At 53.2% G+C, this 26,329-nt stretch carries 36 protein-coding genes; 34 read left to right on the top strand and 2 right to left on the bottom strand.

Annotation, left to right across the window (positions count from 1 at the left end; translation table 11 throughout):
- Positions 1–64: 64 nt before the first annotated feature.
- The 3 genes from AC50YL_RS06840 (at position 65) to AC50YL_RS06830 (ending at position 1,750) form a co-directional block, all read left to right on the top strand.
- Positions 65–463 carry a phage holin family protein gene (locus AC50YL_RS06840; RefSeq protein ID WP_494830441.1) on the top strand — a complete coding sequence of 133 codons (399 nt, stop codon included), beginning with the start codon at positions 65–67 and terminating at the stop codon, positions 461–463.
- A gap of 1 nt (position 464) precedes the next feature.
- Positions 465–1,385, top strand: coding sequence for a GH25 family lysozyme (locus AC50YL_RS06835; protein WP_494830439.1), 921 nt, complete (start codon positions 465–467; stop codon positions 1,383–1,385).
- A gap of 104 nt (positions 1,386–1,489) precedes the next feature.
- Positions 1,490–1,750 (top strand): hypothetical protein, encoded by a 261-nt coding sequence (locus tag AC50YL_RS06830; RefSeq protein ID WP_494830437.1) that lies wholly within the window; start codon positions 1,490–1,492, stop codon positions 1,748–1,750.
- Between the two features lie 125 nt (positions 1,751–1,875).
- Here AC50YL_RS06830 and AC50YL_RS06825 read toward each other — a convergent pair whose 3' ends face one another.
- The gene (locus AC50YL_RS06825; protein ID WP_494830435.1) at positions 1,876–2,100 is read right to left on the bottom strand and encodes a transcriptional regulator; all 225 of its coding nucleotides are present in this window, start codon (positions 2,098–2,100) and stop codon (positions 1,876–1,878) included.
- A gap of 136 nt (positions 2,101–2,236) precedes the next feature.
- Here AC50YL_RS06825 and AC50YL_RS06820 point away from each other — a divergent pair, with 136 nt between their 5' ends.
- From AC50YL_RS06820 to AC50YL_RS06730, 19 genes are all read left to right on the top strand, one after another.
- Positions 2,237–2,536: a hypothetical protein gene (locus AC50YL_RS06820; RefSeq protein WP_494830434.1), complete on the top strand. Its 300-nt coding sequence runs from the start codon at positions 2,237–2,239 to the stop codon at positions 2,534–2,536.
- A gap of 283 nt (positions 2,537–2,819) precedes the next feature.
- Positions 2,820–3,176 (top strand): hypothetical protein, encoded by a 357-nt coding sequence (locus AC50YL_RS06815; RefSeq protein ID WP_494830432.1) that lies wholly within the window; start codon positions 2,820–2,822, stop codon positions 3,174–3,176.
- Positions 3,177–3,189: 13 nt separating this feature from the next.
- Complete coding sequence (locus AC50YL_RS06810; protein ID WP_494830430.1) at positions 3,190–3,876, top strand: M23 family metallopeptidase; 687 nt, start codon at positions 3,190–3,192, stop codon at positions 3,874–3,876.
- Positions 3,873–4,085, top strand: a complete 213-nt coding sequence (locus AC50YL_RS06805) for a hypothetical protein (protein WP_494830428.1) — start codon at positions 3,873–3,875, stop codon at positions 4,083–4,085. The genes AC50YL_RS06810 and AC50YL_RS06805 overlap by 4 nt, the downstream gene beginning before the upstream one ends.
- Before the next feature lie 23 nt (positions 4,086–4,108).
- Positions 4,109–6,523 (top strand): hypothetical protein, encoded by a 2,415-nt coding sequence (locus AC50YL_RS06800; protein WP_494830426.1) that lies wholly within the window; start codon positions 4,109–4,111, stop codon positions 6,521–6,523.
- Positions 6,524–6,781: 258 nt separating this feature from the next.
- Complete coding sequence (locus AC50YL_RS06795; protein ID WP_494830424.1) at positions 6,782–7,042, top strand: helix-turn-helix domain-containing protein; 261 nt, start codon at positions 6,782–6,784, stop codon at positions 7,040–7,042.
- Between the two features lie 174 nt (positions 7,043–7,216).
- Positions 7,217–7,636 (top strand): DUF1642 domain-containing protein, encoded by a 420-nt coding sequence (locus AC50YL_RS06790; protein ID WP_494830422.1) that lies wholly within the window; start codon positions 7,217–7,219, stop codon positions 7,634–7,636.
- Positions 7,636–7,986 carry a hypothetical protein gene (locus AC50YL_RS06785; RefSeq protein ID WP_494830421.1) on the top strand — a complete coding sequence of 117 codons (351 nt, stop codon included), beginning with the start codon at positions 7,636–7,638 and terminating at the stop codon, positions 7,984–7,986. Before AC50YL_RS06790 ends, AC50YL_RS06785 begins: the two co-directional genes overlap by 1 nt.
- 70 nt (positions 7,987–8,056) lie before the next feature.
- The gene (locus AC50YL_RS06780) at positions 8,057–8,401 is read left to right on the top strand and encodes a hypothetical protein (RefSeq protein WP_494830419.1); all 345 of its coding nucleotides are present in this window, start codon (positions 8,057–8,059) and stop codon (positions 8,399–8,401) included.
- On the top strand, positions 8,402–8,857 hold the full coding sequence (locus tag AC50YL_RS06775) for a hypothetical protein (protein ID WP_494830417.1): 456 nt from the start codon (positions 8,402–8,404) through the stop codon (positions 8,855–8,857).
- Entirely contained in the window at positions 8,850–9,392 is a 543-nt protein-coding gene (locus tag AC50YL_RS06770; RefSeq protein ID WP_494830415.1) for a DUF1653 domain-containing protein, read from the top strand. Before AC50YL_RS06775 ends, AC50YL_RS06770 begins: the two co-directional genes overlap by 8 nt.
- 405 nt (positions 9,393–9,797) lie before the next feature.
- The gene (locus AC50YL_RS06765) at positions 9,798–10,172 is read left to right on the top strand and encodes a hypothetical protein (protein WP_494830413.1); all 375 of its coding nucleotides are present in this window, start codon (positions 9,798–9,800) and stop codon (positions 10,170–10,172) included.
- 343 nt (positions 10,173–10,515) lie between these two features.
- Positions 10,516–11,286, top strand: coding sequence for a P-loop NTPase family protein (locus AC50YL_RS06760; protein WP_494831185.1), 771 nt, complete (start codon positions 10,516–10,518; stop codon positions 11,284–11,286).
- Positions 11,287–12,081: 795 nt separating this feature from the next.
- Entirely contained in the window at positions 12,082–13,011 is a 930-nt protein-coding gene (locus AC50YL_RS06755) for a hypothetical protein (RefSeq protein ID WP_494830411.1), read from the top strand.
- A 75-nt stretch (positions 13,012–13,086) separates the two neighbouring features.
- A complete protein-coding gene (locus tag AC50YL_RS06750; RefSeq protein ID WP_494830409.1) occupies positions 13,087–13,440 on the top strand; it encodes a hypothetical protein in 354 nt (117 codons plus the stop codon).
- A gap of 15 nt (positions 13,441–13,455) precedes the next feature.
- On the top strand, positions 13,456–14,400 hold the full coding sequence (locus AC50YL_RS06745) for a toprim domain-containing protein (protein ID WP_494830407.1): 945 nt from the start codon (positions 13,456–13,458) through the stop codon (positions 14,398–14,400).
- Positions 14,401–14,415: 15 nt separating this feature from the next.
- Entirely contained in the window at positions 14,416–15,075 is a 660-nt protein-coding gene (locus AC50YL_RS06740; RefSeq protein ID WP_494830405.1) for a hypothetical protein, read from the top strand.
- Positions 15,072–15,608, top strand: a complete 537-nt coding sequence (locus AC50YL_RS06735; RefSeq protein ID WP_494830403.1) for an accessory gene regulator B family protein — start codon at positions 15,072–15,074, stop codon at positions 15,606–15,608. The genes AC50YL_RS06740 and AC50YL_RS06735 overlap by 4 nt, the downstream gene beginning before the upstream one ends.
- Positions 15,609–15,723: 115 nt before the next feature.
- A complete protein-coding gene (locus tag AC50YL_RS06730) occupies positions 15,724–16,125 on the top strand; it encodes a LytTR family transcriptional regulator DNA-binding domain-containing protein (RefSeq protein ID WP_494830401.1) in 402 nt (133 codons plus the stop codon).
- 214 nt (positions 16,126–16,339) lie between these two features.
- On the opposite strand, the gene AC50YL_RS06725 is transcribed toward AC50YL_RS06730, so the two are convergent.
- Positions 16,340–16,585 carry a helix-turn-helix domain-containing protein gene (locus AC50YL_RS06725; protein WP_494830400.1) on the bottom strand — a complete coding sequence of 82 codons (246 nt, stop codon included), beginning with the start codon at positions 16,583–16,585 and terminating at the stop codon, positions 16,340–16,342.
- A gap of 129 nt (positions 16,586–16,714) precedes the next feature.
- On the opposite strand from AC50YL_RS06725, the gene AC50YL_RS06720 reads away from it, so the two are divergent.
- From AC50YL_RS06720 to AC50YL_RS06665, 12 genes are all read left to right on the top strand, one after another.
- Positions 16,715–17,371 (top strand): hypothetical protein, encoded by a 657-nt coding sequence (locus AC50YL_RS06720; RefSeq protein ID WP_494830399.1) that lies wholly within the window; start codon positions 16,715–16,717, stop codon positions 17,369–17,371.
- A 369-nt stretch (positions 17,372–17,740) separates the two neighbouring features.
- Entirely contained in the window at positions 17,741–18,301 is a 561-nt protein-coding gene (locus AC50YL_RS06715; protein ID WP_494830398.1) for a hypothetical protein, read from the top strand.
- A gap of 196 nt (positions 18,302–18,497) precedes the next feature.
- Positions 18,498–19,298, top strand: coding sequence for a hypothetical protein (locus tag AC50YL_RS06710; protein WP_494830397.1), 801 nt, complete (start codon positions 18,498–18,500; stop codon positions 19,296–19,298).
- 25 nt (positions 19,299–19,323) lie between these two features.
- The gene (locus AC50YL_RS06705; protein WP_494830395.1) at positions 19,324–19,569 is read left to right on the top strand and encodes a hypothetical protein; all 246 of its coding nucleotides are present in this window, start codon (positions 19,324–19,326) and stop codon (positions 19,567–19,569) included.
- Positions 19,566–19,766, top strand: coding sequence for a hypothetical protein (locus AC50YL_RS06700; RefSeq protein ID WP_494830393.1), 201 nt, complete (start codon positions 19,566–19,568; stop codon positions 19,764–19,766). Before AC50YL_RS06705 ends, AC50YL_RS06700 begins: the two co-directional genes overlap by 4 nt.
- Positions 19,767–19,787: 21 nt before the next feature.
- Positions 19,788–20,057, top strand: coding sequence for a hypothetical protein (locus tag AC50YL_RS06695; protein WP_494830391.1), 270 nt, complete (start codon positions 19,788–19,790; stop codon positions 20,055–20,057).
- The gene (locus AC50YL_RS06690; RefSeq protein WP_494830389.1) at positions 20,054–20,494 is read left to right on the top strand and encodes a PDDEXK-like family protein; all 441 of its coding nucleotides are present in this window, start codon (positions 20,054–20,056) and stop codon (positions 20,492–20,494) included. Before AC50YL_RS06695 ends, AC50YL_RS06690 begins: the two co-directional genes overlap by 4 nt.
- On the top strand, positions 20,478–20,681 hold the full coding sequence (locus AC50YL_RS06685) for a hypothetical protein (RefSeq protein ID WP_494830387.1): 204 nt from the start codon (positions 20,478–20,480) through the stop codon (positions 20,679–20,681). Before AC50YL_RS06690 ends, AC50YL_RS06685 begins: the two co-directional genes overlap by 17 nt.
- Positions 20,682–20,702: 21 nt before the next feature.
- Positions 20,703–22,745 (top strand): hypothetical protein, encoded by a 2,043-nt coding sequence (locus AC50YL_RS06680; protein WP_494830385.1) that lies wholly within the window; start codon positions 20,703–20,705, stop codon positions 22,743–22,745.
- Entirely contained in the window at positions 22,742–24,562 is a 1,821-nt protein-coding gene (locus AC50YL_RS06675; RefSeq protein WP_494830383.1) for a DNA polymerase, read from the top strand. Before AC50YL_RS06680 ends, AC50YL_RS06675 begins: the two co-directional genes overlap by 4 nt.
- On the top strand, positions 24,559–25,113 hold the full coding sequence (locus AC50YL_RS06670; protein ID WP_494830381.1) for an HNH endonuclease: 555 nt from the start codon (positions 24,559–24,561) through the stop codon (positions 25,111–25,113). Before AC50YL_RS06675 ends, AC50YL_RS06670 begins: the two co-directional genes overlap by 4 nt.
- Positions 25,104–26,198 carry a DNA polymerase gene (locus AC50YL_RS06665; protein ID WP_494830380.1) on the top strand — a complete coding sequence of 365 codons (1,095 nt, stop codon included), beginning with the start codon at positions 25,104–25,106 and terminating at the stop codon, positions 26,196–26,198. Before AC50YL_RS06670 ends, AC50YL_RS06665 begins: the two co-directional genes overlap by 10 nt.
- Positions 26,199–26,329 lie beyond the last annotated feature (131 nt).

Here is a 26,329-nt window from a genome sequence, read left to right as displayed (position 1 = left end):
CCTTACAGGAAAAGTTAACGAAAGTATAGCACGCAACCATAAAAAGGGGAAAGAGGTAGAATACGTGAATCAAACAATGGTAAACGGAGGCGCCGGCGTTCTCGGCGTCTTTTTGACGTACGCGTTCGGCGGCTGGTCGGAGGCTCTTTCGTTTCTTCTGCTCGTAATCGCAATCGATATCATAACGGGAATGAGCGCGTCGATTAAGGAAGGCGCCGGACTTAGCTCCGCAATTATGAGCGCTGGCCTGGCGAAAAAGGGGCTGACGCTGCTCGTCGTTCTGCTTGCGCACCGGATGGATATTCTACTCGGTACGGACGTCGTAATGACCGGCGCCGTCTATTTCTACATTGCGAACGAACTCGTTTCAATCACGGAGAATTACGGCCGCCACGGACTGCCGCTGCCGGACGCCGTCAAACGTATCATTTCCGTTCTGAAGGATAAGGGAGGCGCGACCTAACGTGCAAGCAAAATCGGATTCGAACGTAAAAGTTATCGACGTATCGCACCATCAAAACGTGATCGATTGGGCGCGCGTCAAGGCGGACGGCGTCGTAGGAGCGTTTGTTAAGGCAACGGAAGGCGGCTCGGTCGTCGACGCATACTTTTCCGCAAACGTGGCCGGCGCGGTCGCTAACGGAATCAAAGTCGGCTTCTATCATTACGCGCATCCGGAACTTAACGCCGCGGAGAAAGAGGCCGCAACATTCGCGAAAACTGTCGGCGGCAAACACGCGGACTTTCCACACGTCCTCGACGTCGAAGGCGCTGCTTCTAAGATCGGCGCGGCGGCCTTAACAGCGTGGTGCGTTGCGTGGCTTAACGAAGTCGAACGCCTAACCGGTCATCCAACGATGATCTATACGGGCGGATCGTTTGCGAAAACGTATCTGCAAAAACCGCTCGCGAAGTGGCCGCTATGGATCGCGCATTATGGCGCAACGACTCCGATGGCGAACAGTACATGGAGCGCCTGGTCCGTGTTTCAGTATACGTCGAGCGGTAAGGTCGCGGGGATCAGTGGCAACGTAGACGTCAACGCAATGGAGCGCGCGTTCTTCGATAAATATGCGGGGACGGCGCCAGTTCCGCAACCGACCACGGACGATACGATTAAGATCGTCGTTAACGATAAGCTCGCGGCATATGGGCGAATCATCGACGGTCACGCGTATTTACCGCTGCGTCAATTAGGCGCTGCCCTCGGCGTAACGGTTGCGTGGAGCGATGCGGAAAAAGTTCCGTACGTTGACGGTGCGGCCGTAGCGTCGTTCCGGTTGATCGACGGAAAGACGTATGTGGGAGTGCGGTCCGCTGCGGAGTTGCTCGGCGGAAAAGTATCGTGGGATAACGGTACGAAGAAGGTCTATCTGTATAAATAAATTGACGCCCGTTATCGGTCTATTACGTAGAGATACGTATAAGATTGGTAACGGGCTCTTTTTTGTTTTCCGAAATGTTGGTAAACTAGCGATGAGGTGAAATTATGATTAAAGACGCTCAGGTAAAAGAGGACGTTAAAACAACAACGGTTAAAAGCCAGCCGCCTGCAGTTCCGTTTATATTTCTAGGTTGGGTCCTGTGTGCCGTCGCGCTTATCTTTATTCCGATATTGTTTGGAGCGCTCGGCTTAATCGTCGGTTATTGCGTTAAGACCGTGTTTAAACGCGATATGGCCGGCTTTGCTCTAATGGTAATGGGCGTCGTCTGCGCCATCTTCGGAATGATTTTCGGATACTACTCGTAGGACACGCATTTAATACAAGCCCGGTTGCATACGCTGGGGGTAGCGTAGCCCCTACGGGCGTAGCGCATAGAGCGACGTGGGATGAATCGGAGCTAATCCGGTCCCTGCAGTCGCTCTTTTTACGTTTATAACGGCCAGAAATCGTCTTGTCTTACGTTCTTCCCCGTTAATGTCCTCGCCGCGTCCAGCAGCGCCTTCATCGTACGCCCACTCGGAATATCATCCGTACTGCACATCCGGCTTACCGTATCCCGCCCAAGCTTCGAAACCTCGCGTACGCGCTCTTGCTCGATTCCGTTATCGTCCAGGAAAGCCCCGTATCTACTACGTTTTTTACCCAAACCGCCCATATCGACCACTCCTTATTGGTACAAGTATGGACGAGTCTCTTAAAATCCAAACGACTCTATTCGTAAAAATCAGGAAAGTTAACCAAGCCGCCCGGCATAACATGACACATACGTAAAACGTTGGGAGGTTCGGTGAATGAACAAAGCGCTCTTAAAGAAGATGGTTGGCGAAGTATCCGTATCAACGTTGGGCGCGCTGCTTAACGAATACGCGCAGTCGATTACGGAATCCGACGAGGTCGATGACGAAACGGTTAGCGCAATCGAAACGGTGTTGGCCGAATTAAAAGGCCGCGCCAAACCCGATCGGCAACCGCGCAAGTCGCGTAAGAAAACGGAAGAAGCTGCGGCACCTGCGGCCACGTTAATCGGTAACGGAGGAGGTAATACCGTTGAGCAATTACGTAAGGAAGGCGATATGTTTCAACGTCAGTAACGTAAATCAACGCGAACTTTACGATTGGCTTATCGCACAAAGCGGAGAAAATTTTAGCGGATTTGCGAAGACGATATTGTACGCGGCGATGATCGCAAATAAAAAGACCGACGCGGAGTCGGCCCGAACTTCTATATTAGATTCTGAATTCCGATCGTGATTCCGCCGATGACAGCGCCGATAATTGCACCGATTACGAAGTTCATACGTACACCTCATTTTGTTTTGATATCGGTATTGTCTCCGGCCAGCTACGAGTTTATACACGGAGGGAATGAACACGATGGCAACGACGGTAACGCTCGAATGGAATCCGTTTATGAACGGAAAGATCGTACGGAAAGGAGCCGGGAGCCGCGGCGCATTAATCACGAAGACGGCGGGCATTATTCACGTATTTTTATTGCCGCGCGCTGTTTTCGCAGCAACCGCGGATGGCGGCGCCTCAACGTGGAGCGAGATATTCGATACGGTGCTTAATATTTCCGATTGGCTCTGCGCGGGGATTATCGTCTTCGCCGGCGCTACGTGGATGTTCGGCAACCGTACGAAAGCGATCGAACATTTACTCGGCGGCTCAATCGGCTACATCATTATCCGCCACGCGCTCGATATCCGAAATTGGCTGCGTACGTTGTAACGGAGGTGGCGGCATGATCCTCAAAATTAACGGACTTATTAACGCGCTGTACCCAGTAACGTCCGGCTTCGGCGCCATCGACTCCGCGCACAAGACGCCGCACACTGGCGTAGATATTGGCGTGCCGGAAGGGACTTCGCTCCATTCGATCATCGACGGAATTGTAACGGAAGCTGACGGCGTAGGCGCGCGTCCACTCGGCAAAATGGTACGCATAGACGGAGGCGACACAGACGTTATTTACGGTCACTTAAATACACCGTTCGTTCACGTTGGCGACCGGGTCCATGCCGGCGACGTTATCGGCCTAAGCGGAAATACCGGCCACTCGACCGGCCCTCACGTTCACGTCGAAATGATAACGGACGGTGCGCATGTTGATCCGTCTCCTTACGTTGAATACGTCACATCGGCCGTTGCTGATCCGAAGAGCTGGCTCGACCGTCTCAACGATTTCGCCGACTGGTTCATCGGTAAGGAAACGTCGATGATCGTACAGCCGGCGACTCACGGAATGATGGGCGTCGTCGAGCGAATCGTCACCGTCATCAACTACAGTTCGGCCGAAATCATCACGCTTGGAATCGTTGTTTGCGCGGCGGGCGTCATGGTCGGCTCCGTACTCGGCGATAGTAATAAGTGGCTCGGCCGCCTGTTCGTTACGTTTTGGGGCGGCGTCATATGGAGGGTGTTAACGTGAAAATAACGATTAATGGACGCAGCATGAACGAGAGGATGACGGAACTTGAACAACGCGAATCGCACTATTTCGAGATCGTCAAAACTGCGGGTTGGCTTATCGTTTGGGGTATCGTTGTCGTGTGTCTACCTTGGATTATTCACGCCAGTACCGTATTTCCTCCTATTTTTGGTAAGGTTCTCATTAGCGCTTTTCAATCACTTCGTTAAATAACCGAACGGGAGGCGCTACTATGACGCGCGTTGTATTTCGCATCACTCCGCACCACTCCGCACTTAATTCGGCCTCCCGTAACTTCCAACGTTCTCTCTACGAATTATTATCCGTCAGACAGAAACGCAAGGCCGCGCCAGACTTCTGGTGGATTACGAAAATGGCGGCGGATTCCATCGAATATTACTGTGCGCTGCCGGCCGAGTTTGCCGATTCGTTCCGGACGAAGTTCCGCAATCACGAGCAGTGGCGGAAGTCTACGCTCGAAATCGTCGATGGCCTCGACCTGGCGATCGCGGAGAATACGGACGTCTACGCGTTGAAATACCGCCGCCACGATCTATTCTCGCTCGACTTCCGTTACAACGAACAGAATACGCCGGTGCGCGATCTACTCGGCGTCACGAACGAATTGAATGCCGGCGAAGCGATCGTCCTCTTCATACGTACGGAGACGGTTAGCCGCGGCAAATGGAAGAAGCTCGCAGACTATGGCTGGTCAACGTGGGATAGCGGCAAAGTTCCGTATAGGGCGGGGATCGATCCGCTGAGGTTACTACGGGCAGCGGCGGCCGGAGCAACGTACATCTTCTACGAAATCCGATCCGTTATTGACGACGTCATAACCGGCATTGAGCGAACGTTTTACCACAATCCAGGATCGGCGACCAAAACGCAGAGGCCGGCGCTACCGAATCCAGACCGAGCGGAAATCCTCGTTAACGGCGACCTCTCGACCATGACGAAGAATAAGCGGAACATTCCGGTCTTCAAGGCGACAATACGTTACGCGGTGACAGCGGCCGATCCGATTAAGCGCGAGATGCTGGCGCGGTCGGTTGCGAATGCGTACGGCGATCTGGCGGGCGATAACCGGCTCGAATCGATGCGCGTGAACATCCGCGGCAAGACGGCGCTGAACGAATTTACGGATATGATGCCGAATCTAATGAGCGTTGACGAAATCGGCAAATTGGAGCAGCTTCCGACCGCGGATATTCAGACGGAGTTTGCGGAGATTCTTACGTCGAACCGGCGCGTTGAAATCGAACTGCCGGCGGTCTTCCTCGACGATAGCGGCATACTCGCGGGCTCTTCTACGGACCGCGGCACGGAGCACAACGTATACATCTCCGCTAAGAATCCGGACCGCCTGTTTTATGGCCGCGCGTTTATCGGTATGCAAGGGATGGGCAAAGACCAGGCGATCGTTAACCTTATCGTAGAGGCGAAACGTAAGCACGGAATAGGCGCGATTATCCCCGACGTCATCAATGAACGGAACGGTCACCGCGGCATGGCGGACGCGCTACGGGACCATTTGCCGGCCGAAGACGTAATCGATATCGATCTCGCGAACACGGACCATCCGATATACCTCGGCCTGCAGAGCGTAGTGCGTAACGTAAAGGATTCGCGAATCGCCGCGGACCGGATAGCGGAGGAGATCGCGCAGTTCATACTCGCGGACGGTGACGACGATAAGTTTCAGACGATGGATTATTTACGTGAAGCCGCGAAAGCTACGTTCGGGGATTTGCAGGACATTAAATACATGTTCACGTCGCAGGCGTTCCGTAAACGTAAGATCGCGGAGCTCGATGGTAAGTTCGATATGGATACGTGGCGTGACTTCGATCGGATGACGGAGAAAGACGGTGCGATGAGCGGGCGGCAGGGCCAAATTTACGGACCGATACAGCGGCGTCTCGGCCAGATCATAAACAGCGAGTTTTTGAAGCCGATATTCTGTCAGCGGCCGAACCCCGCGATGGACTTATACCGTTGGATCGACGAAGGGAAAGTTGTCATCTTCCGTTTTCCGAAGGAGGACGTAATCAGCCGCCGCGTCATCGAGCTGCTTATGTATTGGATCGTGCTTAACGTGTTCCTCATTAAAGTCGCGCAGGACGGTAAATCGAAAGCACTCGGAACGTACCTCGTATTGAACGAGCCGCACCAGTATTTATCCGACGGCCTCGTACGTTTCATGGAACGGATGCTTACGGAAGGACGGAAGAAGCGGCTGGCCCCGGTATTTGCGTTCCATAACTTTAAACAGTTTCGCGAGCATCCGGGTTTTGTCGACATTCTGAAAACGGGGATCAACTGGCATATATTCAAGAACGCGAACATTAAGATGTACGAGGAGCTAATGCCGCAACTCGGCAAAACGTTCGCCGACGCGCAACAAGCGATGGACGCTACGAAACAGTACCAATATATAGCCGCGTGGATTAACGATTTGGGCGAGGAAGAGGCGCCATTTATCGTCGATGCACCCGCGCTGGTACCTAAACGCTACCCGACGCTTAACAACGCTAATTTGACGTTAAAACACGCTCAAATGTATGGGCGGCCGGTTATGGACGTATTGGCGGAGATTAAGCGGCGCGAACGGGAAGCGCGTGGTGTAACGGAGAAACGTCAATAAGGTTTTCCCTCACGATTTTTGGTCGTCGGTCATCTCTGCGGAGGTGGCCGTATTTTTTTTTGCGGAAAAGTGTGCGAATCGGAAACGTCGAGCGACTACGTGTATGTAAGGGGAACGGAAATATATTACGGGAACATGTGCGAAACGGAATTTGCGCACGAATATGTGAGTGAAGGCGAGAGGAGGTGGCGGGGATCGGGCGGCGACATTTACGTTAGGCTCTACGTAGACGCGGTTAAGTCCGGCATGCTCGCGGACATGGGACCGGAACTATGGGCGACGCTTACCGCGATTGCCGCGCATATCGACGCAAATGGCCGCGGCTACCCGACGCAGACATCGATCGGCCGACTTATCGGAGTTAACCGTCAGACGGCGAATAAGTACGTTCAGCGCCTTCTAGCGTACCGGTGGCGGGGCGAGGCGGTTGTTACCGTAGAGAAGGAACGGGGCAGCGGCGGCAAGTTCGGACGTAACGTTTATACGCTGACGGCTGCGAGTGGGATGGCGATATTCTAGCGTTAACCGTGTCCGCACTCACCGACACCGTGACGACCGACACCGTCATTGCGGACATAAAGTATAACCAGTATTAACGATAACCATTACGTAAGAAGAACCATGAATAATTGCGGCTCGCTAACGCTTACCGCTGCATCGTTAAATAAACGATTAGAAAGGGGACGTCCAAGAATGAATAAACCGCTAATCCCGCGCAACGTCGCGACCGCAATTGAGGAACTACGGTCAGAGGGCGTAAGTAATTTTACGTTAACATCTGTCGCTATCTACGGTCGACAGGTCGATGCCGAAAGCAAAACAATCCGTGAGTATGCGCAAGTGAATTACGACACGCTGCTCGCCGCGCTCGTCAACGGTTACGAAGTCGAGAAGACGGCGGAGGAAATCGCGGAAGAAGCGCGCCAAGCTACGTATGAAAGTATTCATTGGCGGTACAGAGGTAAACGTGAGGACGCCGCGTATTTCTTGACCGCAGGACTGCCTGTTACTGGCGCAGAATCACGCGGATATGCTGACGGAATTAGATTCGCGTTGAAAGAACTAGGCATCAAAATCAGCGGTGTAAACGCGCCGGAAGGAGTGAACGCGTAATGACAACGAACGTAGCCGTAACAATCTCGCCGTCTTACCGCCTGGTCGTAGAGGAACGCAATTACACGATTCAGAAGCTCCACGTAATCGATCCGTCTAAAGCGCCCGGTTACAAGCCGGTCGATCCACCGCCACCACTCCGCGAAGAATGGCGCGACATTCAGTTCTTTCCGATGAATGCGGAAGGCTTTAACCGCGCGATCCAATACGTAATTGTTCGGAGCGTACCGGATGACGTAACGACGCTGACCGGATTGGTTGCGGCATACCGCGCGGAGGCGGCGCGCTTATCAACGTTGATTTCAGCGGCGTTTCAGACCGATACAGGCGCGCGGGAGGCGGCGGGGTAGTATGAAAGTCGAACCTAACTGTCGCGGCGTAATGGTCTAATATAGCGTTATAACCAAAGGAGGCGTTAAGATGGCGGCTAAGAAGACACTTAAGAAAGCGGTATGTGACGTATGCGGTGTGGTTGGGAGCAAATGGTATGGAGGGCGGAACCACTCGTATTTCACCGGCGGTAAGGATTGCAGTGGTATCTTCGTAGAAACGGACGTCACAAAGGAGGTCATTACCGGAGAGTTTACGTTCGATCGTTCTTACGGAAACACCGTGTATCTGAAGCATAACGAAACGGGGCGCACCGTTAACATTTATACCGTCGATCTATTGAAGGTGCTCGCAGGTCGCGGTATCGGTACGTTAACACTTACGGAGTCTAAGCGCGGTCGGGAATCGTGTTGGAAAGCGGAGGAAGCGGAGTAGATGGCGGACACTCAACGCAATTTTGACGAAGATAGACGGGTATGTGACGCGGCGACGGCAGGACCTTGGGTAGTGCGCGGAGGCAAATTCGGCGAGACAAACGTCTACGCTGAAAGTATCGAGATAGCGTGTGATATCGATTGGGACAGAACTCCGGACGCGCGTTTCATCGCGGAAGCCCGAACGGGATGGCCGGCGGCGTTAGAGCACATTCGTACTCTTGAAGACGAGATCGAGCGGTTACGAGCGGAACTTGACGCATGGAAAGAAGCTGCGCGGAGCGAGTTTACAGAGACATTCGTGACCTTACGAGCCGAAAACGCGGCATTAAACGATTGTGTCGCGCGGTGTCGGCGTGAATTGGCGAGGATGCCGAGAGACGCGCGGTTCTCGTGGGTTACGGACGCGGATATGGCGGAGATGAGTAAGCAGGCGGGAGGTGACGTAGATGATTAACGGAGCGCGCGTGATTATTAGCGGTACAATTATTGGTTGTTACGGTGCGGAAGGCAAGCGCGGCGTCATAACGTATGCTCCGCACTCAAACGGGCTGCTGAGTGGGGACCTAGGCGTAAACGTTGATGTAGACGGTGGCGGAGGCGTTTGGCGCGTGAACCCTGACGCAGTTATTGCGGAGGACATCGAGGCTGAGCGAGACGAGGCATTGCGCGAGATTGAGCGGCTTAAAGCGGAGAATACCGCTATGCGACAATGTCTGGAGAAATATACGCAAATGGATTATCACGGCTCCTTTGCACGTAAATGTATTGCTCGATTGGGTAAGGGTACAAGCCCGAGATACCGACACTACAAAGGCGGAATCTACACCGTCATCTCCGAGAAAGCGAGGCATACCGAAACGGACGAGTGGCAAGTGGTATATGAGAACACGACCGGCGACGCATTTGTCCAGCCGCATGCCAGGTTTCACGGTTACACGGAAGAAGGGCTAAAGAGGTTCGTAGAATGGGAGGAGACGCAAGATGAGTAAACCACGTTGGAAGATTCCGGACTCGGCATGCGCGCGGTGCAGATCCCGTTCCGCGGAGGAGCTACGCTTTTTCGGAAGCCAACCGAAGTGTGCGTTCGAATACGATGGCCGCTTTAATCGTAACAATTGGGCGTGTGAGACTATGTCGGAGCTGCGGCGCATATCGGGCGAAATCGGTACGAACACCCGTGATGATATGGAATGCGCGAGCATTGGGTACATTCCATACGTTGATCCTGACGGGGAGGACTCGAACGGTTACATCGTTATGACGTGGTACAAGGACCGCGGAAAGACCGGTTCGGCAATCGTGATGTCCGACGATAATCCGGTGCGTGAACTAACGGAGAAGATGGCGGTCAAGGCGATCCAGTGGCATCGTACAGTACACGGAGGTGTCCGTTAATGCCCGCTAAAGTTGACCACGCACAATGGCGCGAATTGCCGGCCGCATCCTGGAACGTACGCACCGTCCACGCGATGTTCACGGAGCTGAACCGCCAGCACTTCGACGTCGACTACGCACCATTTCGCAATTGGGCGGTCGAACGCGGCATGATCAAAAACGCCCTCGCCGAACACGGACCGGAGCTGCTACGTGCCGCTGTCGAAGAGTGTTTCCGCAAATATGTTCCGACGCGTGAGTATCCGTTATTGACCGCCGGCTTTGCGATCGCGTACCGGATTAACGCGGTAATTCCGAAATTGAGAGCGGAGCAGCGGGCGCCCTGTAACGAACCTAACGTAATAGATGCGGACGAGCTGAGAGCGTGGCTATGACGGCGCGTCCGGTCGCGAAGTTTCTACGCGTGACATGCGATTGCCTCGACGGCGAGGGCGTACACCTTATCGATTTGTGCGACGCGATTTGGAACGATCCGAAGCTCGGATTCTATACGTGCAACTCGTGCAAACGTCCGTTAGTGTGCCGCGGCGATGACGGAGAGTTTTATTTCGTAGGCGAAAGCGTGTGATTTCGGCAAATTGCCGCATAACTAAGATAGCTGGAGATTTTTAAAGATCGTTCCATGCTCGCCTATATCGCGTCACAAGAAAATCGGCTGAATACGGAAAATGACGTTACCATAATTTCGTGTAATAATAAACGTAGGAGGTGAACGTAATCTCACACGATCGTAACTGCATATTATCCGCCGTCTGTACGCTCGCGGGCGGTCCGAAGTGTAATCCGATGTGCGCGCCATTCGTAGCGACTCACGGGTTCGACGGAAAGGGAGGACGGGCCGGCGCCGCCAATATGCCGCAGGAATATCGCCTTTACACGTTGAAGAGCGCGCCACCTCGCGCAGATCAAACGGAGGTATACGCGATTATCGACGAATACGTCAAAACGTTCGAACGCCAATTCGAACCGGACGCGCCTCCGATTAAGTCGCTTTATCTGTACTCGAACACGCCTGGCACCGGCAAGACAACGACAGCCGCCGCGCTCATTAATGAATGGCTCACGGTCCACCTCGTCGGTTCGTTCAAACGGAATAGGAAACCGCTTGATCGGCCGGCCTATTTTCTCGACATAAATGCGTGGCAATCGGACTATAACGAGTTCAACCGGCCGCGCGTACCGGAAGCAATCGCGGAACCCGCCGCTGCACGCTATTACAACGCTCAGAAGGCCGCGATGGAAGCGCCGTTCGCCGTCCTCGACGATATGGGCGTACGTGACTGTACGGAGGGCTTTCGCGCGGATCTCCACCGTCTGATTAACGCGCGTATCGGGCTCCCGACGGTGTATACGTCAAACCTGCCGCTCGCTGCGTTGAATGACGTGTTCCGTGAGAGTCCCGCCAGGCTTGCCGATCGTGTCCGGGACCAATGCATGACGCTGACGTTTGCCGGCGCGAGCAAGCGCGGAATGAGAAAAACGCAGTAAACGGGAGAAATACGTAGTATCCGTAAGAAAACCCGCCTGGGAGTAAGCATAAGGCTAATAATCTTAAGAATTATGCTACCTATTGCAACATCCTGCAACATATTCGACAATATTAGGAATACTTTTTCGACATCGCGTGGTTAAATTTGCCCATATTTGAACTTTGTCCCGGTAGATGTGGCGACAGTATAATTAGAGGCGGGAAGAAAAATTTAAAATCAAGATGTGGTATCAAAACGTTGAATCGGCCTTGCCCCGATTTCGCTTTTTATACCATATGTAGTTGTTATCGCAATAACGCTATAGCGATATCGTCAATATATGGTGTTGTACTCTCAAAAACATTCCGTTATTATAGGGTGGTGGAAGAAATTGCCGAATTACGGTGAACAGCTTCTCTCGAAGATCATCGACGAAAACGCGGTATCGGCCATTACGCAATTTGGCGTACAGGTCGACCATCTTCAAACGCGGGATGAGCGCAAGGCCTACGAATTTATACGAACATACGCGCAATCTAACGGAGGACAAGCGCCAAGCTATGCGACGTTTATTCGTGAGAACCCGGCCATTACGTACATCCCGGCCGTAAGTGATTCGTTCGAATTCCTATCGCGAAAGATTGCGGATAGTGCAGGAAAAAGGCGATTGGCGGATCTCTTTAATACGGAAGTCCCGTCGCTGTTCGAGTCCAGCGATTCAGAAGCGTTTATTTCCGCCTTGCAAGAGCGCATGGAAGAGATTAGAATGAGAACAATAGGAACAAACGTTCGTAATTCGGGAAAGACGCTAGAAGTGTTAGGATCGGAGTTTCGCGCGGAGTACGAGAAACGGAAGTCCGGCGGTTCGTTCAAGCTATGGCGCACGCCTTTCCCGTCGCTCAACGAAACGATCGGCGGCCTCTATTCCGGCGATATATACGGAATCATGGCGGAGAGCGGCCGCGGCAAAACGTACCTGGCCGAAGTTATTGTCGATGAGCTGCTGCGTCAGGGTGCGCGGGTTCTCGTCAAGTCTTACGAAGTTAAGGCGTATCCGTGGCTTGCGCGGCTGTTCTCGATCATAACGGCCCGTGAAGGCGCGATGAAGCACGAAGACCTCGGAGTTGACGTTGGGCTGCCGAACAAAGCGATCCTCTCCGGCCAGCTTGAAGGCGAAGTCGAAGCGTACTTTCTCGAAACGGTCGACGCGATCAACCGCTACTATCCGGGCACGCTATACCTGCAGGCGAAGTCGGACCCGGAGCTAACGCGAACACTCGCGGATCTGGAACGCGAACTCCACGCGCAGAAGGTCGATGCAATCGTGATCGATCCGATCTACGGATTCTCCGACGTCCAAAGTGGCCGTAACGCGAACAGGACGGCTGGCGGCGCTGCGGAATGGGCGGTGCGTGAATTCGAACGTATTGTAGGCGAACACGACGTCGTCGGTATATTCACGATCCAAGCGCAGACGGAGCGCCAAGAAACGGACGATGACGGACGCCGCGAGATCCGGTTGCCTAAACGTGACCAGGTGAAAACGACGAAGGCTGCGCTCGAAATCGCGACGAACCTATTTACGTTTGACGCCGTAAACGGGAACGGACGTATAGGTATCGAGAAGGGGCGTAATGGCGGCGAGGGCTTTACGATCGACCTTATCGCGCTGATGGATTACGGCGTGCTGCGGGAGTTGCCGAGTGGCGCGGAGATTGCGGATCAATTCCTAAAGGTTATTTAAATTCCACTATTTACAATTGCACCAGATATGTTATGATACTTGTGAATCAAAATTTGGTGCATGGGACTGGTGCATATGGATAACGGATACTCCAAGAAGTTAATTAAAGAGCTTGCGAAGAAAGAGGAATCGATAGAAGGAGTTTTCAATAGAAAAGAACGATTCTCTATCACTTTGACGGCTTATCAAAATAAGAGGTTGGAAATTCTTTGCGATAAATCGGGAACATCCAAGCAGGAATTTATCTCTAAAGTTGTTGAAGCGGCGCTCCTTGATTTAGAAGATGAACTTGATCTTATTCATCAGACGAGTGTAGACATCCTTGGCGTACTTAGCGTTCAATATAGAACTAAGTACGCGAGAGCTATCGTGGATGCATTCGGCCCGGAGCTTAACGAAAAGTTGCGTGAACAGATGGGATTAGGCTGACGAAGGAGGCGAGGCATGGTGAAATTCGATATCCGCGCGGAGCTCGCGCCGTTCATCCCGGAAGCCGCCGCTGCCGACTCGAAGATAAACGTCATCTCACCGTTCCGTTACGAGCGCCATCCGTCAATGCTCATCGATCTGCGGCCGGACTCGGACTACTTCGGCTGTTGGCACGATAGCGGCGCGTCTGATCCGGAGTGGCAATCGGGCGGCCCCGTCAAGCTACTCGCCTTCTACCGGAATGAAACGTACGAAGAAACGTTCGCCTACTTGCGCGCCCTGTACGGAGAGGACGCGGACCCTTATGACGAAGCGATTACGCTAAACATGCCGCGCCTGTCCGTCAAAGACGTGTACAAGCCGCTAATCGATTCGTTCCTCGACCCGTACAAGTTCCGCCACCCGTACTTAGGCGGCCGCGGCATAACGGAGGAAGTCCAGCGCTTGTGTAACGTCGGCTACGATAAGCGGTCGCGGGCGGTAACCATTCCGCTATTTAATCCGGACGGCACGCTCGGCAACGTTAAGTACCGGAAGGTCGGCGAAAAAACGTTCTGGTACGCTGCAGGCGGCCGGCCAATCCGCGAAATGCTATTCGCCATTAACGTCATCTACGCACGCCAGATAAAACGGGCCGCGATCGTAGAGGCCGAGATTGACGCGATGACGCTTATGGCGGCGGGCATACCGGCTGTGGCTACGCTCGGAGCGCAGTTTTCGAAGGCGAAGGCGGACCAAATACGGCGGAGTCCGATAGAGGAGTTGATAATTGTACGTGATAACGACGCGGCGGGGCGGAGGTGGCAGCGACAAATAATCGAAGAGTTGCGGCAGGATTTAGCGTTATCGATCGTAACCGTTAACCGGCGTTTTAAAGACGTGAACGAAGCAGGCGCAGACAACATGCGAACGTCATTTACGAGGGAACGGAGAATAAAAAACATAAAAATTCTCCTATAAGGGTGGGGCCGGGTCATGGCTTATGTATTGTTCGTTATTGCGTCATCAATCGAATACTTTTCGTTGTTCCTCTTCATGTTGGCACTCTATCGCTTTAGTATTCGCGAGAAGATGCCGTACATTATCTTCGTATCATTCATTATGAGCCAAGTGTCGTATTTCACGCGGTTGGTTCCGGAAATCGGCTTCGCATCATCGTACATACAATACGTTTTATCCATCATCGTCCTCGTCGTCTTATTTCGTATCGCGGTACTCTATTCGATCATCATGAACCTTACGGCGATTGCATTTGGGATTGCGGTCCAAGCACTCATAATTTTGATCGTATGGCTCGGCCTCGGAATATCGCTCTCGGACGTACAAGACGATTCTTGGACCACGTCAGCGATTCAAATACTCTCATCCGTTATTTTCCTCGCGGCAGCTCGAACGGTAGCTGCGTTTAACATCGGATTTGACTTCGTTCCACCTTCATACCGTAATTACCGCATCATCACACGTAAGAGCGCGATAACCATTTCGGCCATCGGCGCCATCTTCGTCATCTCGTGTATAGCAGCGTTTTTGTTCCGTCACGAATACGAGGACTACTTGCTTATCGAGGCCGCCATCTTTATCGTGACGCTTCCGTTCTTCCTATACTACTCGTTCCAGGAGAATAAGAAACCATGAGCGCGATTCTAAATCGGATTGCAACGTCGCTTAATCGGTCAATGGTCGCGTCTGGCGTAGAGAAACCGGCTTCCGTACCGGTGATCGTATATACGCTCCATATCGTGTTCAATACGGCCAGCATCGTACTGCTCGCGTTAATTATCGGCGCGGCTACGGACAAGCTCGGCGAGACGGCGTTAACGTTAATTTCGTTCGCAGCGCTCCGATACATAAGCGGCGGCTATCACCTTAAGAGCGGCGTTGCGTGCGTAATCGTATCGACCGCGATCGTCTGCGCGATACCGTATGTGAGCCTTAACGATGCCTGGACGGCGGCAATAACGGCGGCAGCGCTAATCGTTAACGCGTGGCGGGCGCCGAATAATTACGATAAATACGCAAGGATACCGAAACGATATTATCCGCTACTTAAACTTATCGCATGCGTTGTGATAGCGGTCAACTTCGCAGTCGGCTCGGAAGTACTTGCGATCACATATATGGTACAGGCTTTACTATTATTTGGGGGTGAAACCAAGAATGAAACGTAAAACACTGACAATCGTTAGCACGTTTGTAGTAGCAATCGCGTCCCTGTTCGTTTTGACCGGCTCTTATCTGCTTCTTAACAAGCCGGAAATCCCAGCAGAACTTCGGAAGGAGTAGTTGAGTTTGAGCGAAACGCAGTTTGTTGTTAACCGACTTGGGAAGAAAGAATTCGAGATTATAAATATTGATCTCGACGACGTCAACTACAACAGCGTAGAGAACGGTGTCCTGACCTATGTGCATAAGAACGGGACTACTTACTATCAAATTAATACAATCGAAGAGCAAGAGCGGTACTTGGCGACTCGGCGAAACTACAGGAGGGTTGAGCGGGGATACTTGGTGAATATGGATAACGTAATTGGGTTTAACGAGGACCTTTGTAAGTTGTATTTCGAAGATCCTTTTAACTCGAAAGGTCAGCTAGTTCCTGTATCTCAAAGGAGCCTCCCAACACTACGCCAAGAGGGGTATATTATTACACCTTTGCACCACAGACTTCGCGGACTGTCAACGTGATTTTAATAATGCCAACGTGTGAGGACAGGTATCCCAAAATATGGTTTAATTAGGGTATTCCCTCAATCATACCACGAACAATAACCAACATGCTGAATGATTCTACCTGTAGAATTTTTCTTGACAGACGAAAGAGTTCGTGGTATCGACTTTCGGGGATTACTTTAGCGGCTATAGTCACATGCGCAGTAGACTTCTAAACGGTGGAGACCCGTTAAGGGTTTCCACGCTGCCGTTTCGTTGATGATATCGGAATGAACTCGAAAAGGTCTCTCGGGCTGCATCCGATCGCTCCCGCAATAGTAACGGCCGTCAGCAACGACATGCCCTTGATATCTCCCGTACAGTACCGTGATACCTGGCGCTTATCCATCGGGATTTTATCTGCGAGCTGTTGTTGCGTCATACCGGCTTTTGCGAGGCACTCAACGAGACGGCTGCGGCCCGTTTTGTAGCGCATGAATCCGCCGGCCTCCCGTATTGTTATCGCACAAAAATAATTCTAACATAATTTTCCGCAAAGTGTGCGAAACAGAATCGGCGAGCGACTATACGTATGTGAGGACACAAAATACGAAGAGGTGATCGAGTGTTAAACGAAAAATTGAATATGCTCCACACGCAGTACATTGCAAGTAAGGATGTACGGAGTCGAAATGATGTGTTCGCGGAAATCTACGCTTTAACGAAGCGATTGCGCGACATCAACCGGAGCCAAGTAACGTCATCGTCCGGTTACGGAGACGAGGCGGATGCGCAAATGATCTTCGATGACGTAATTATGAAGATGCTCGGTGATTGCAGGATTACGGATTTCGAGCGAACGTTGAACAAGCGGCTGCGAACGAAGCGAATTGATCTGCTACGAAGTACATCAAGAAAGCGAGCGCGCCAATGCTCGTTAGACGAAATTCTAGATGGTGTAACAGATCAAGATAGTATGAGTCGCCGATTGCGTGCCGAGATAGTTGAAAGTCGTTATCTAAGCCAGGATGACGATTACTGCAGAAAAAAAGAAACCGACCAGCGCCAACTGATCGATTTCTTCTCCCGGTCCGCCAAGACCGATGCCACGACGACGTCAATCGTCGAAGCCTATCTTATTGCGCCAGCCAGCGCTTCACCCAATGCGATCGCTAAATCGATTGGGCTTCATCATGAGACCGTTAACCGCAAGCTTCTTTCGTTGGGCCGCCGTTACGACGCTAATCGTTTCGGTGACCGCCGCGAATATCTCGCCATTTAACGTTTCGTTGTCGCACTTTTAGGAATGAAGTGTGAGAACGGGTCTCATCCGTAGTATAACACAGACGTTTTGTCCGCGTCATACGGGATAACTTTCTAAACATATGTATTTTACCCTTATGTGCGTCTTTTCAAACATGATTATATCTTATACTTGTAATTTTTGTCAACGATATTTAAACGTTAAGGGGAGGTAAACTTACATGAAAAGCGGAACTACTAACGATAATATACGCAATATGTACGGAAAAAATGCGCCAAAGCGCGCAGCGAAACCCGTGAATCCAACGGTCCAGTATAACGGGTCTTACGAACCATACGAGGACCCTGCGGACTATATCCGGCTCAACGTAAAGGCGGTGCGCCTCGGATGATCCTGGACCCGAAAGCCGGCACGCATTTTACCGGTAAGATTTTCGTCAAACCGCACGCACTCGATCGCGCCACGGAACATTTCGGCGTTGAACGTGGACAGGCGCCGATGTGGGTCATGGACCGTTTACGCAAAGCTACGCTCGTTGATCCGGACGTCATCGCCGAAGACGGTAACCGCGGACGCCTATTCGCACACAAACGTATTGCGTTCATCGTCGCGCCTAATGAGGATACGGTCATCACGTTCTACCCGCAAGCGAACGCGCCCGGCCCCATTATTGACGGCGTCCAAAAAGTGCTCGCGGCTGCCCTTAAGACGGCTCAACGTAAGGAAGCGCGCGAGATCAAACGGCTTAACGTTAGGAAGGCGGAGCTTGCGGTCGAACGCGCCGAGTGTGAGCTCCGCCGCCTGAAGACGAACTCCCTTAACGTTGTGGCTGCGATGGTTGAGCGCGTTGGCGAAATAGACGCGGAGTATACGCAGATTGACGCAAGTATTTACGAAGCAAAACGCGAGAAGACGACGTTGGCGAAAGGGCTCTGCGCATTTATTTAAACGAGAGTGTGCGAAACTGCGGCGGCCGACGAATAGGTAAGTGAGCGGCTGAAACGTGTGAACATCGAGTTCATGCGTCCGCTCAGCGGTGTTAACGTTGCGCAGTATAGAAGAGGTTGCTGCGACCGGGTCTTCGTTAATGCCGCTCAGCGGACGTAAGAATAGTCCGAATTTAAAACGAAAGGGAACGTGATGCATGAGCTTATTTACGAAGAAAGGCGAAGCAGCCGCGCAAGCTACGAACGACAACGGAGGAGGTTCGGAATCACCGATCGTATCGTTCAAGTCCGGCACAACGCTCAAGGTCGGCGTCAAGTCCGTCAACGATGTCGCGGAGTATTTCGGTTACGGCGTTTTCGGGAAAGTAAACACGTTTCTTCCGGAGAAGCAAGCGGTTCGGAATAACAACGGTTATGTAACCGGCAATCCTTCGCAATGGGATAAGGCGGCTGATCTCCTCTATGCCGACGCAAAGGCTGCGAAAGAGGGCGGCGCGGGTGAGGAAGCGGTCAAAGCGATCACGGACGAAGCGTATCTGTACAAAGGTAAGAAGCGTTACCTGCGCGCCTTCTACGACTTGGCGACCGGCAAGGACATCGTAATCGACCTATCGCCGAAACAGGAGGCAACGTTGAAGGCTACGATTGACGATAATATCGATGACCTTGACGCGGTTGCGTTCAAACTCTCGAAAAAGGGAGCGTCAACAAACGCAGTCGTTTCGTTGTCCGCTATCGTTAAGATGGAACGCGATCTGACGGATGAGGAACGCGCGAATTTCGCTAAGATCGGCGACGCTCCGTTTGATCTCGAATCGTTCGAAACGTGCTTGTACGTAGCAGACGAAGCGGAGCAAACGAAGAACCTCGTCATCGCCGGCTTCGATATCGCGCGCCTCGGCTTATCGATCGGAGCTGCCGCGGCTAAACCGGATGACGACGTAACACCGATCGAAGACGGTCCGCCACCGCTTTCCGCCGATAAACTCGGATTCTAAATCGAATAGGGAGCGTGATGAAAACGTGAAAATTCTCGGCAAACGTATTAAACGCGTTCACAAATCGTCGGAGCGCGCGATTAAGAAGTTCCTGACGACAGAGCAGCAGTTGATGAAGCATAACGACGTAATCGACGCTGCGGTAACGGAGATTGACGATAAAATCGCGGCGTTGAACGATCTGAAGTCCGCGGCCGTCACCCGTAAGCAAGAGAACGCCGGCATCGCGGCTAGGATCGGCCAAATTGTACGCGGAGGTGGCGCGGAATGATCGCGAAGGCAATCGCGTGGCTCATCGTCCTTATCGTAGTAATCGGATTTTGGGCGCTATTTGCCCTCGGCGTATCGTTCCTGGTCACGTTTGTAACCGGTTATGACCTCGGCTTTCTCCGTACGGCCGGCGCGCTGATCCTGTTATCCGTTTTGAGCGGCATCCTCTTCGGCAAGTTGAAAGGCAGCGTGGACTAAACGTAAAGGAGGCGGAGCTACATGGCGGAGTACAACGGCGGTACCGATCGCCGCATCGCGGTCGGAATCAACGTAAAAGACGCGAAGGAATTGCCGCAAGTCGGCCGCCACCTGGCGCGCTTCATTAAAGAGATCGACGGCGACCACGGACCGTTTAACGTAACCGTGGAGCTAATCGTAGCGCCAATGGGTACGGCCGCTCTACCGCCGGCTGAAATTCCGAAAGCAGACGGTGAGCCGACCGTTGAAATAACGTATATCGGCTTTGACGACGAATTAGAGGGAGCGTGATTAGTACGGCACATATTAGCGAAGTAATCGGACGTTATTCGGAACTGACCGCACGGCTCGCGCTATTGGCGAACGGCTGGACGATTCATACGGCCGAAACGGACGAAGCGTACGATATCTTGGCGACGGACCCGGTTAGCGGCCACCACGTTAAGATCCAGTGTAAGACGATCCGGCAACGTTTGGACCGCGGCGGCGACCTCGTTGTCAGCGCGAAGAAAGGGAACGGCACAACGTACGACCGCGCCGACGCTGATTACATTATTGGCGTATGGGCGGCCGACGGAGTAATCCCGCGCGTATTCATGTTCGAGAACCGGATGCTCAGCGAATATTGGGCGACCGAAGCCCGCGCGACGGAGCGTTGGATTGAGCTCCCTATCGTGCTCGACCGGACCATGTTCGAAGGGGAAGCGGCCGATGTCGTTAGCGCCTGAACCGCGCGAGGTCGCGATCTGCGCCCAATGCGGCGGAGAGATTTACGACGGCGACGAAGTAGCGGTACTGTCTGACGGCTACGGTTACGTCCATAACGGATGGGTCCGCACCTGCGCCAAGGAATACGCGTTCGAACTCGCATATGACGCATTCGGCGTAATTGATACGCAATTAGACGTAAATTAACGATAAGGGAGCGATCTTTTAATGGCGAAATTGAACGTAGTAGCACCGGCAGTTGAGGTAACGGTAGGCGACGTAACTTATCGAAAGGTTGAGCGCGAAGCTCAGGCGGGCGATATCGTTAAAATCGTCGAAACGGAGAGCAGCGATGTTACAACCGGCGGCTTTTACGTCGTGAATGAGGTCGACTCTTTCGGTGATGCGCAAATTACGGATGATGACGGGGACGACTTCGATACGAACGGCGATACACTGGAAGTCTACGAGAAGGTAGGAGCGGAGGAAGTTGCGGTTCCTAAACGCCGCCTGACCGTTGGGGACTACGCGAAGGTCGTTCGGAACATCGAAGACCACAACTACGACATCGGTACCATCGTCAAGATCGTCAAGGATGACGAGGACAGTACGCCATACAAAGGCGAACACGCCGACGGGACGACCGGCAACTGGATGAAAGAGGCGGACGTAGAGCCTGCGACGGAAGCGGAATTCCTCGCGCAGAAGAAGCCTAAGCGTCTAACTATCGGCGACTATGCACGGATCACCGGTAACCGCAACGCCAATAACTACGAAATCGGCAGCGTTGTGAAGATCGTTGAAGACGACCACATCGGAGCTCCGTATAAAGGCGAGCGTGCTGACGGAACCATCGGGAATTGGATTTCGAAAGCAGACGTCGAGCCCGCGACGGAATCGGAATTCCTCGCGCAGAAGAAATACGAGTACAAGCCGGGCGACAAGGTGCGCGGAAAGGGTCGAGGCCAGCTCCGTACGCTTAAGGAGCGTGATCCAAAGAACGACGGCCGTTACGGTAAGGCGTGGAGACTTGTTGAGAACGGCTTATGGCTCGGCGAGGACCAATTCGAACTCGTAACGGAAGCGGAACCGGCTCCGTCCGACGACGTAATCGTCCACGAAGGACGCAGCTACCGTAAAGTTGCGCGGAAGGCTAACGTAGGGGAACTCGTGGAGGTGTTCGGTCACACGAGGCCTTCGATAGACGGAAAGCACATCGTAACACGAGTTGAGCCCAGCGGCCATATTTTCTTCGCTGAAGGCGGCCGGTTACCTGGCGGTTATCACGTACTCGAACCGATTGAAACGTCCGCGCCGCAATATCGCGAAGTCAAACGTAAAGCCACCGTCGGCGAACGTATTCGCATCGTAGCAGCTTACATGACTAGCGGCTACTACAGTAACGGAGCGGAGTTTAAAGTCGTTCGTGTTGACCGCGATATGTCTGGAGATGTTCGCGTCTCGGTTGCGGATGTTGAAAAGCTTATCGCGTACAAAGAATACGTCGTCCTCGAACCGGTAACAACGTCCGTAGCCCAACCGCAGCCGGCACGCTTGAAAGTCGGCGATTACGCGAAGGTTGTGGACAGTAACGACGGGTTCATGTTCAGCAACGGGACTATTGCCGAAGTTATCGAAACGGATGCTTCCGACATACCTTATCGTGCTAAAACGTTCGATGGACAGACAAGTTGGGCAAAAGCATACCGCCTGGTCCGCGCAACCGACGAAGAAGTAGCGGCGGCCCGCGAAACTGCTAAACAAGCGCTCGATCCGCGAAGCAAATTCGCAGTCGGCGATAAGGTACGGTTGGTGAGCGGTGGGCAAAGAGCGAGTCTGCACGATTACGATAACGGTTCGGTTTATACCGTAGAGGCCCCGTTCTCTTCGTTCTCTCCGTTCGATAACGGAAAGGTGCAGATCACCGGAGGCGGTCAGCAGTACGGTTACGCACTTCCGGACCAACTCGTAAAGGTGACCGCTGAGGAAATCGCAGAAGGTGAACGTAAGGCCGCCGAAGAAGCGAAATGGTCCGCGATCGGCCGCAAAGTCGGCGAGTATAAGCGCGGTGACCTCGTATCATTTATTCGCAAGGACGGAAAGACCGGAATGGGAACGGTTGAGGACGCTGCTAGCGGTGGTACCGCAATCGGCGTTAGGCTGGCCGATAAATCACATGTCGGTAGCGCAGAGTACCGCGGAGTATTTTTTAACGAAGGAGACAGTGCATCCCTCATCGTTCCGGTCGAGCAACGTTTCGACAACGTATGAACGACGTCAAACTTACGTTAAACATCCGTACGACCCCGGACGCGCCAACGTCTGAAGCGGTTAAGGCGGCGGTTGAGCGGAAGGTGGCGGCTAAAACGGAGACGGCCGCGGAGGCGTTCGACCGTATTGGTTCGATGTCGTTAACGGACAAGGAGCGCGTTTACTTCGAGGCAGCACGCAAGGCGCACGCAGACGGACGAATAGGAAACGTCCGTTCTGATATCGCCAAGTGGACGAAGGCTGACGTTATCGGAGCCGGCATGCGGATTAGGCAGCGCGAAGAAGAAGCGGAAAGGGGCGCGAGGACTGCGGAAGTCCTCGCGTCAAAGCCCGCCAATTACCACATCTTAACGGACGATGACGAGCTTCCGACGTTTATCGGCCGTGTACGTGAGGAATGCCGCCGCCAGATGACGGCGTGGCGCGACAGGTTTCGTATCCTCGGCGTTGATACGATGACGGCCGGCGACTTCGAGGGTACCGGCGTTGATACGTACATCGACGTTTCGATCGGCTTCAGCATTTGGCTGCCGCTACTTAACGAAGGCTACTATCTTCCGTACGGACACGTTGATATGAGAGGCGAAGCCGATTTCGAGTTTCTAACGGATGAGGCCGCATTTAAGAACGATGAGCGCCAACTCACACGTTCGAAAGTGCTGGCCGCAATCTCGCCGTACCTGGGACGACCGGAACACGGTAAGACGTTCCATATGGGGTCCGCACGCTACGATCTTCACGTTGCGATTAAAGACGGCTATGAGATCGGCGGCTGCGTTTGGGACACGCTCGACGCAATGTACGCGATGAACGAGCACGAGCCGGCCTACGGTTTGAAGCCGCTAGTCGCGAAGTACGGACGCTATTTCGGAATACCTGGCCCGATCCTTACGTTCGAGGACATCTTCGGCAACCGTTCGCCGGCGCCGTTCAATACGGAGCTTGTCGGCATCTACGCGATCAACGACGTTAAGTACGGTTGGTCGTTCTTCGAATGGCAATACGAGCAGATGGCGAAGGCTGCGTCAGCGAACGGAGCCGGCCGCCTACTCGAATGCTACGCGCTCATTGACTCGAAGCTGCCGGAGACCGACGTATTCATGGCGCGATGCGGCTTTGAGATCGATAGCGGCGGTCTGGCGCGTCTGCAGGCGGAGTTTGAACCGAAGTTGGCGGAAGCTAAGGCGTCCGTTATCGAATCGTACGGAATTGACGACGCGTTCGTACGTCGGATGGACCGAACGCTTCACGCTAAGAAGGTCACGGATTGGGTCGAGGCGCAGCGTAAACGGATTGCACGCCGTGACGAAGCGCTCGCCAAGTTCCGGAAAGTGGCTGCGGACGATGAGGCGGCAGGTAAGACGGGGCTGAAACGTTATGCTGACGCGATTGCGCGGATTAATGATTTAGAAGCGGAGACGTTAGCACCGGCCGACGAAGAGCACGCGCCGCTGTTTACGGATGACGGCTTCACGATTACGAACGGGAACCACCTCGCGTATCTGATTTACGACCATCTCGGTATACGCGACCGGACCGGCCAGTTTAAGCGCGGCAAGACGCGATCGACGGCGGCTGACGTACTCGACGCCTATTACGAGGAAGAAGAAGCGTTAAAACCGCTGGCGACCGTTGCTGCTTACGAGAAGCTGCTAAATACGTACGTGTTGAAGATACCGGTGGCATTACAGGGCGATGGACGACTACACAGCGACTGGAAGGCTGGTGGAACATCAACCGGTCGGTATAGTTCAAGTGGGTATACAGGCAGGCCTATCGATATTTTAGCGGAGTTTGAAACGGAGGTGGACGTGTGAAGAACGCATACGAGAGCCGTGGGGAAACGACGGCGATTTTCATAAGGCGGCGAAATGGGCACGTTTTTGAGTTTCTGATTGATACGGAGGACTTACCGCAATTAATTGAAGCTGGCGGCTCCTGGTGTGTCGACCTTCCGTACAATCCGAAAGATCCTGCGAGGAAGCCGTATGCGATACGGAACGCAGCACGAAAAGGTGGAGGACGGGAGTTCGTTAAACTTCACCGAGTCCTAGTGAGTGCTCCGGACGGATCAGTTGTCGATCACATTAACGGGGATACGTTAGATAATCGAAAGATTAATTTGCGGGTTACTGATCAATTTATCAATACGCAGAATGTTCAAGGCCCGAGCCGTAACAACAAGACGGGTGAATTGAATGTTTGCTTTGATCCGGAGGCCGAAATTTATCTTATTGCGGTTATGAGAAACGGAGTGTCAATGAAGGCTAAGCGCAAGGACCTCGGCGAGGCGACAGCCGTGGCAGAAGAGATGCGCTTAGGGACATGGGTACCGAGAAAGAAAGGTAATCCGCGCCTATGCTCTTAATTGACGACGGTAACTACCACTCGATTGTACGAAAGTTAGTCGCAGATGACCGCAAGGTACCACTCGGCTCGAATCTTCAAAATATGCCGAGCAAGGGCGGTGGAGTCCTCGTCCGTAATCAATTCGTTCCCCGCGCCGGCTTTACGTTCGTCGGCGCTGACCTCGGCCAAATAGAGCCGCGCATCATGGCGCACATCATGTGGACGCGGTATGGCGACAACTCTATGCGTCAAATCTTCGTAGACGGCGTTGACCTCTATACGACGATGGCGATGATGACGTTCAGCCTGGCGGAAGAGTATTGCGTCGACAAGGCGTACGATCCGACCAGCACGTTTAAGCCGCGGTCTATGATGAAGACGGGCGTGCTCGCGGTCAGCTACGATCAGTCGCCGAAAGCATTCGCGAAGAAAATGAACGTTAGCGACGACGTAGCTGCGATGTTCTTCGAAAACTTCGACCGTACGTTTCCGTCGTTTAAGGCGATGGTGGCGGACATTCGCGGCTTCATGGCGCGCCACGGCTACGTTGAAACGCTATTCGGACGTAAGCGGCGATTTCCGGACTATGCGTCGGTCAAGGCGGCCGGGGCGCGGAATGAACAGCGACTGATTCGGCTGTATACGGACCGAAAGCAGCTACGAAGTAAAGCGATCCTGACGCCGGCCGATGAACGTAGGTTGACCGCGATTCAAGACGAAATCGACATACTCGCGGAGAAACGCGGCCTCGTCGGTTATTGGGAAAGGGCGGCGTTCAATGCCGTGATTCAAGGGACCGGCGCCGACATTCTGAAAATGAACGGTAACCGTAATACGGCCGTTTGTAAGGAGCGCGGCTGGGAGTTTAACGCGTCGATCCACGATGAAATTAAAAACTCCGTTCCGAACGCGGACCTCACGCCAGCCACGATCGAACTCATCCGCGCCATCATGACGGAGACGGCCGAGCTGTCCGTACCGCTCGTAACGGATATCGAAATCGAGCCGCGCTGGATGTGCGAATTTGCGCCGGACGAGTGGGATTACGTTAACTGCCGGCCGCTACCGGAATTTGCGGATAGATACGTGCGAAACGCGGTTTAGCAACGACTATGTGAGGTGGGCGCGATGACCCGCGAAACAGCAACGTACACATGCCCGTCATGCCGCCGCCAAATCCGCGTTCTTGCGGATGAATACGGTGACCATCCGTGCAGCTGCGGCTGGGCGGTACC

The organism is Paenibacillus sp. J22P277, assembly GCF_059383675.1.
The sequence above is the reverse complement of the archived record's forward strand: the minus strand, read 5'-3'. Positions and strand labels throughout refer to the sequence as shown.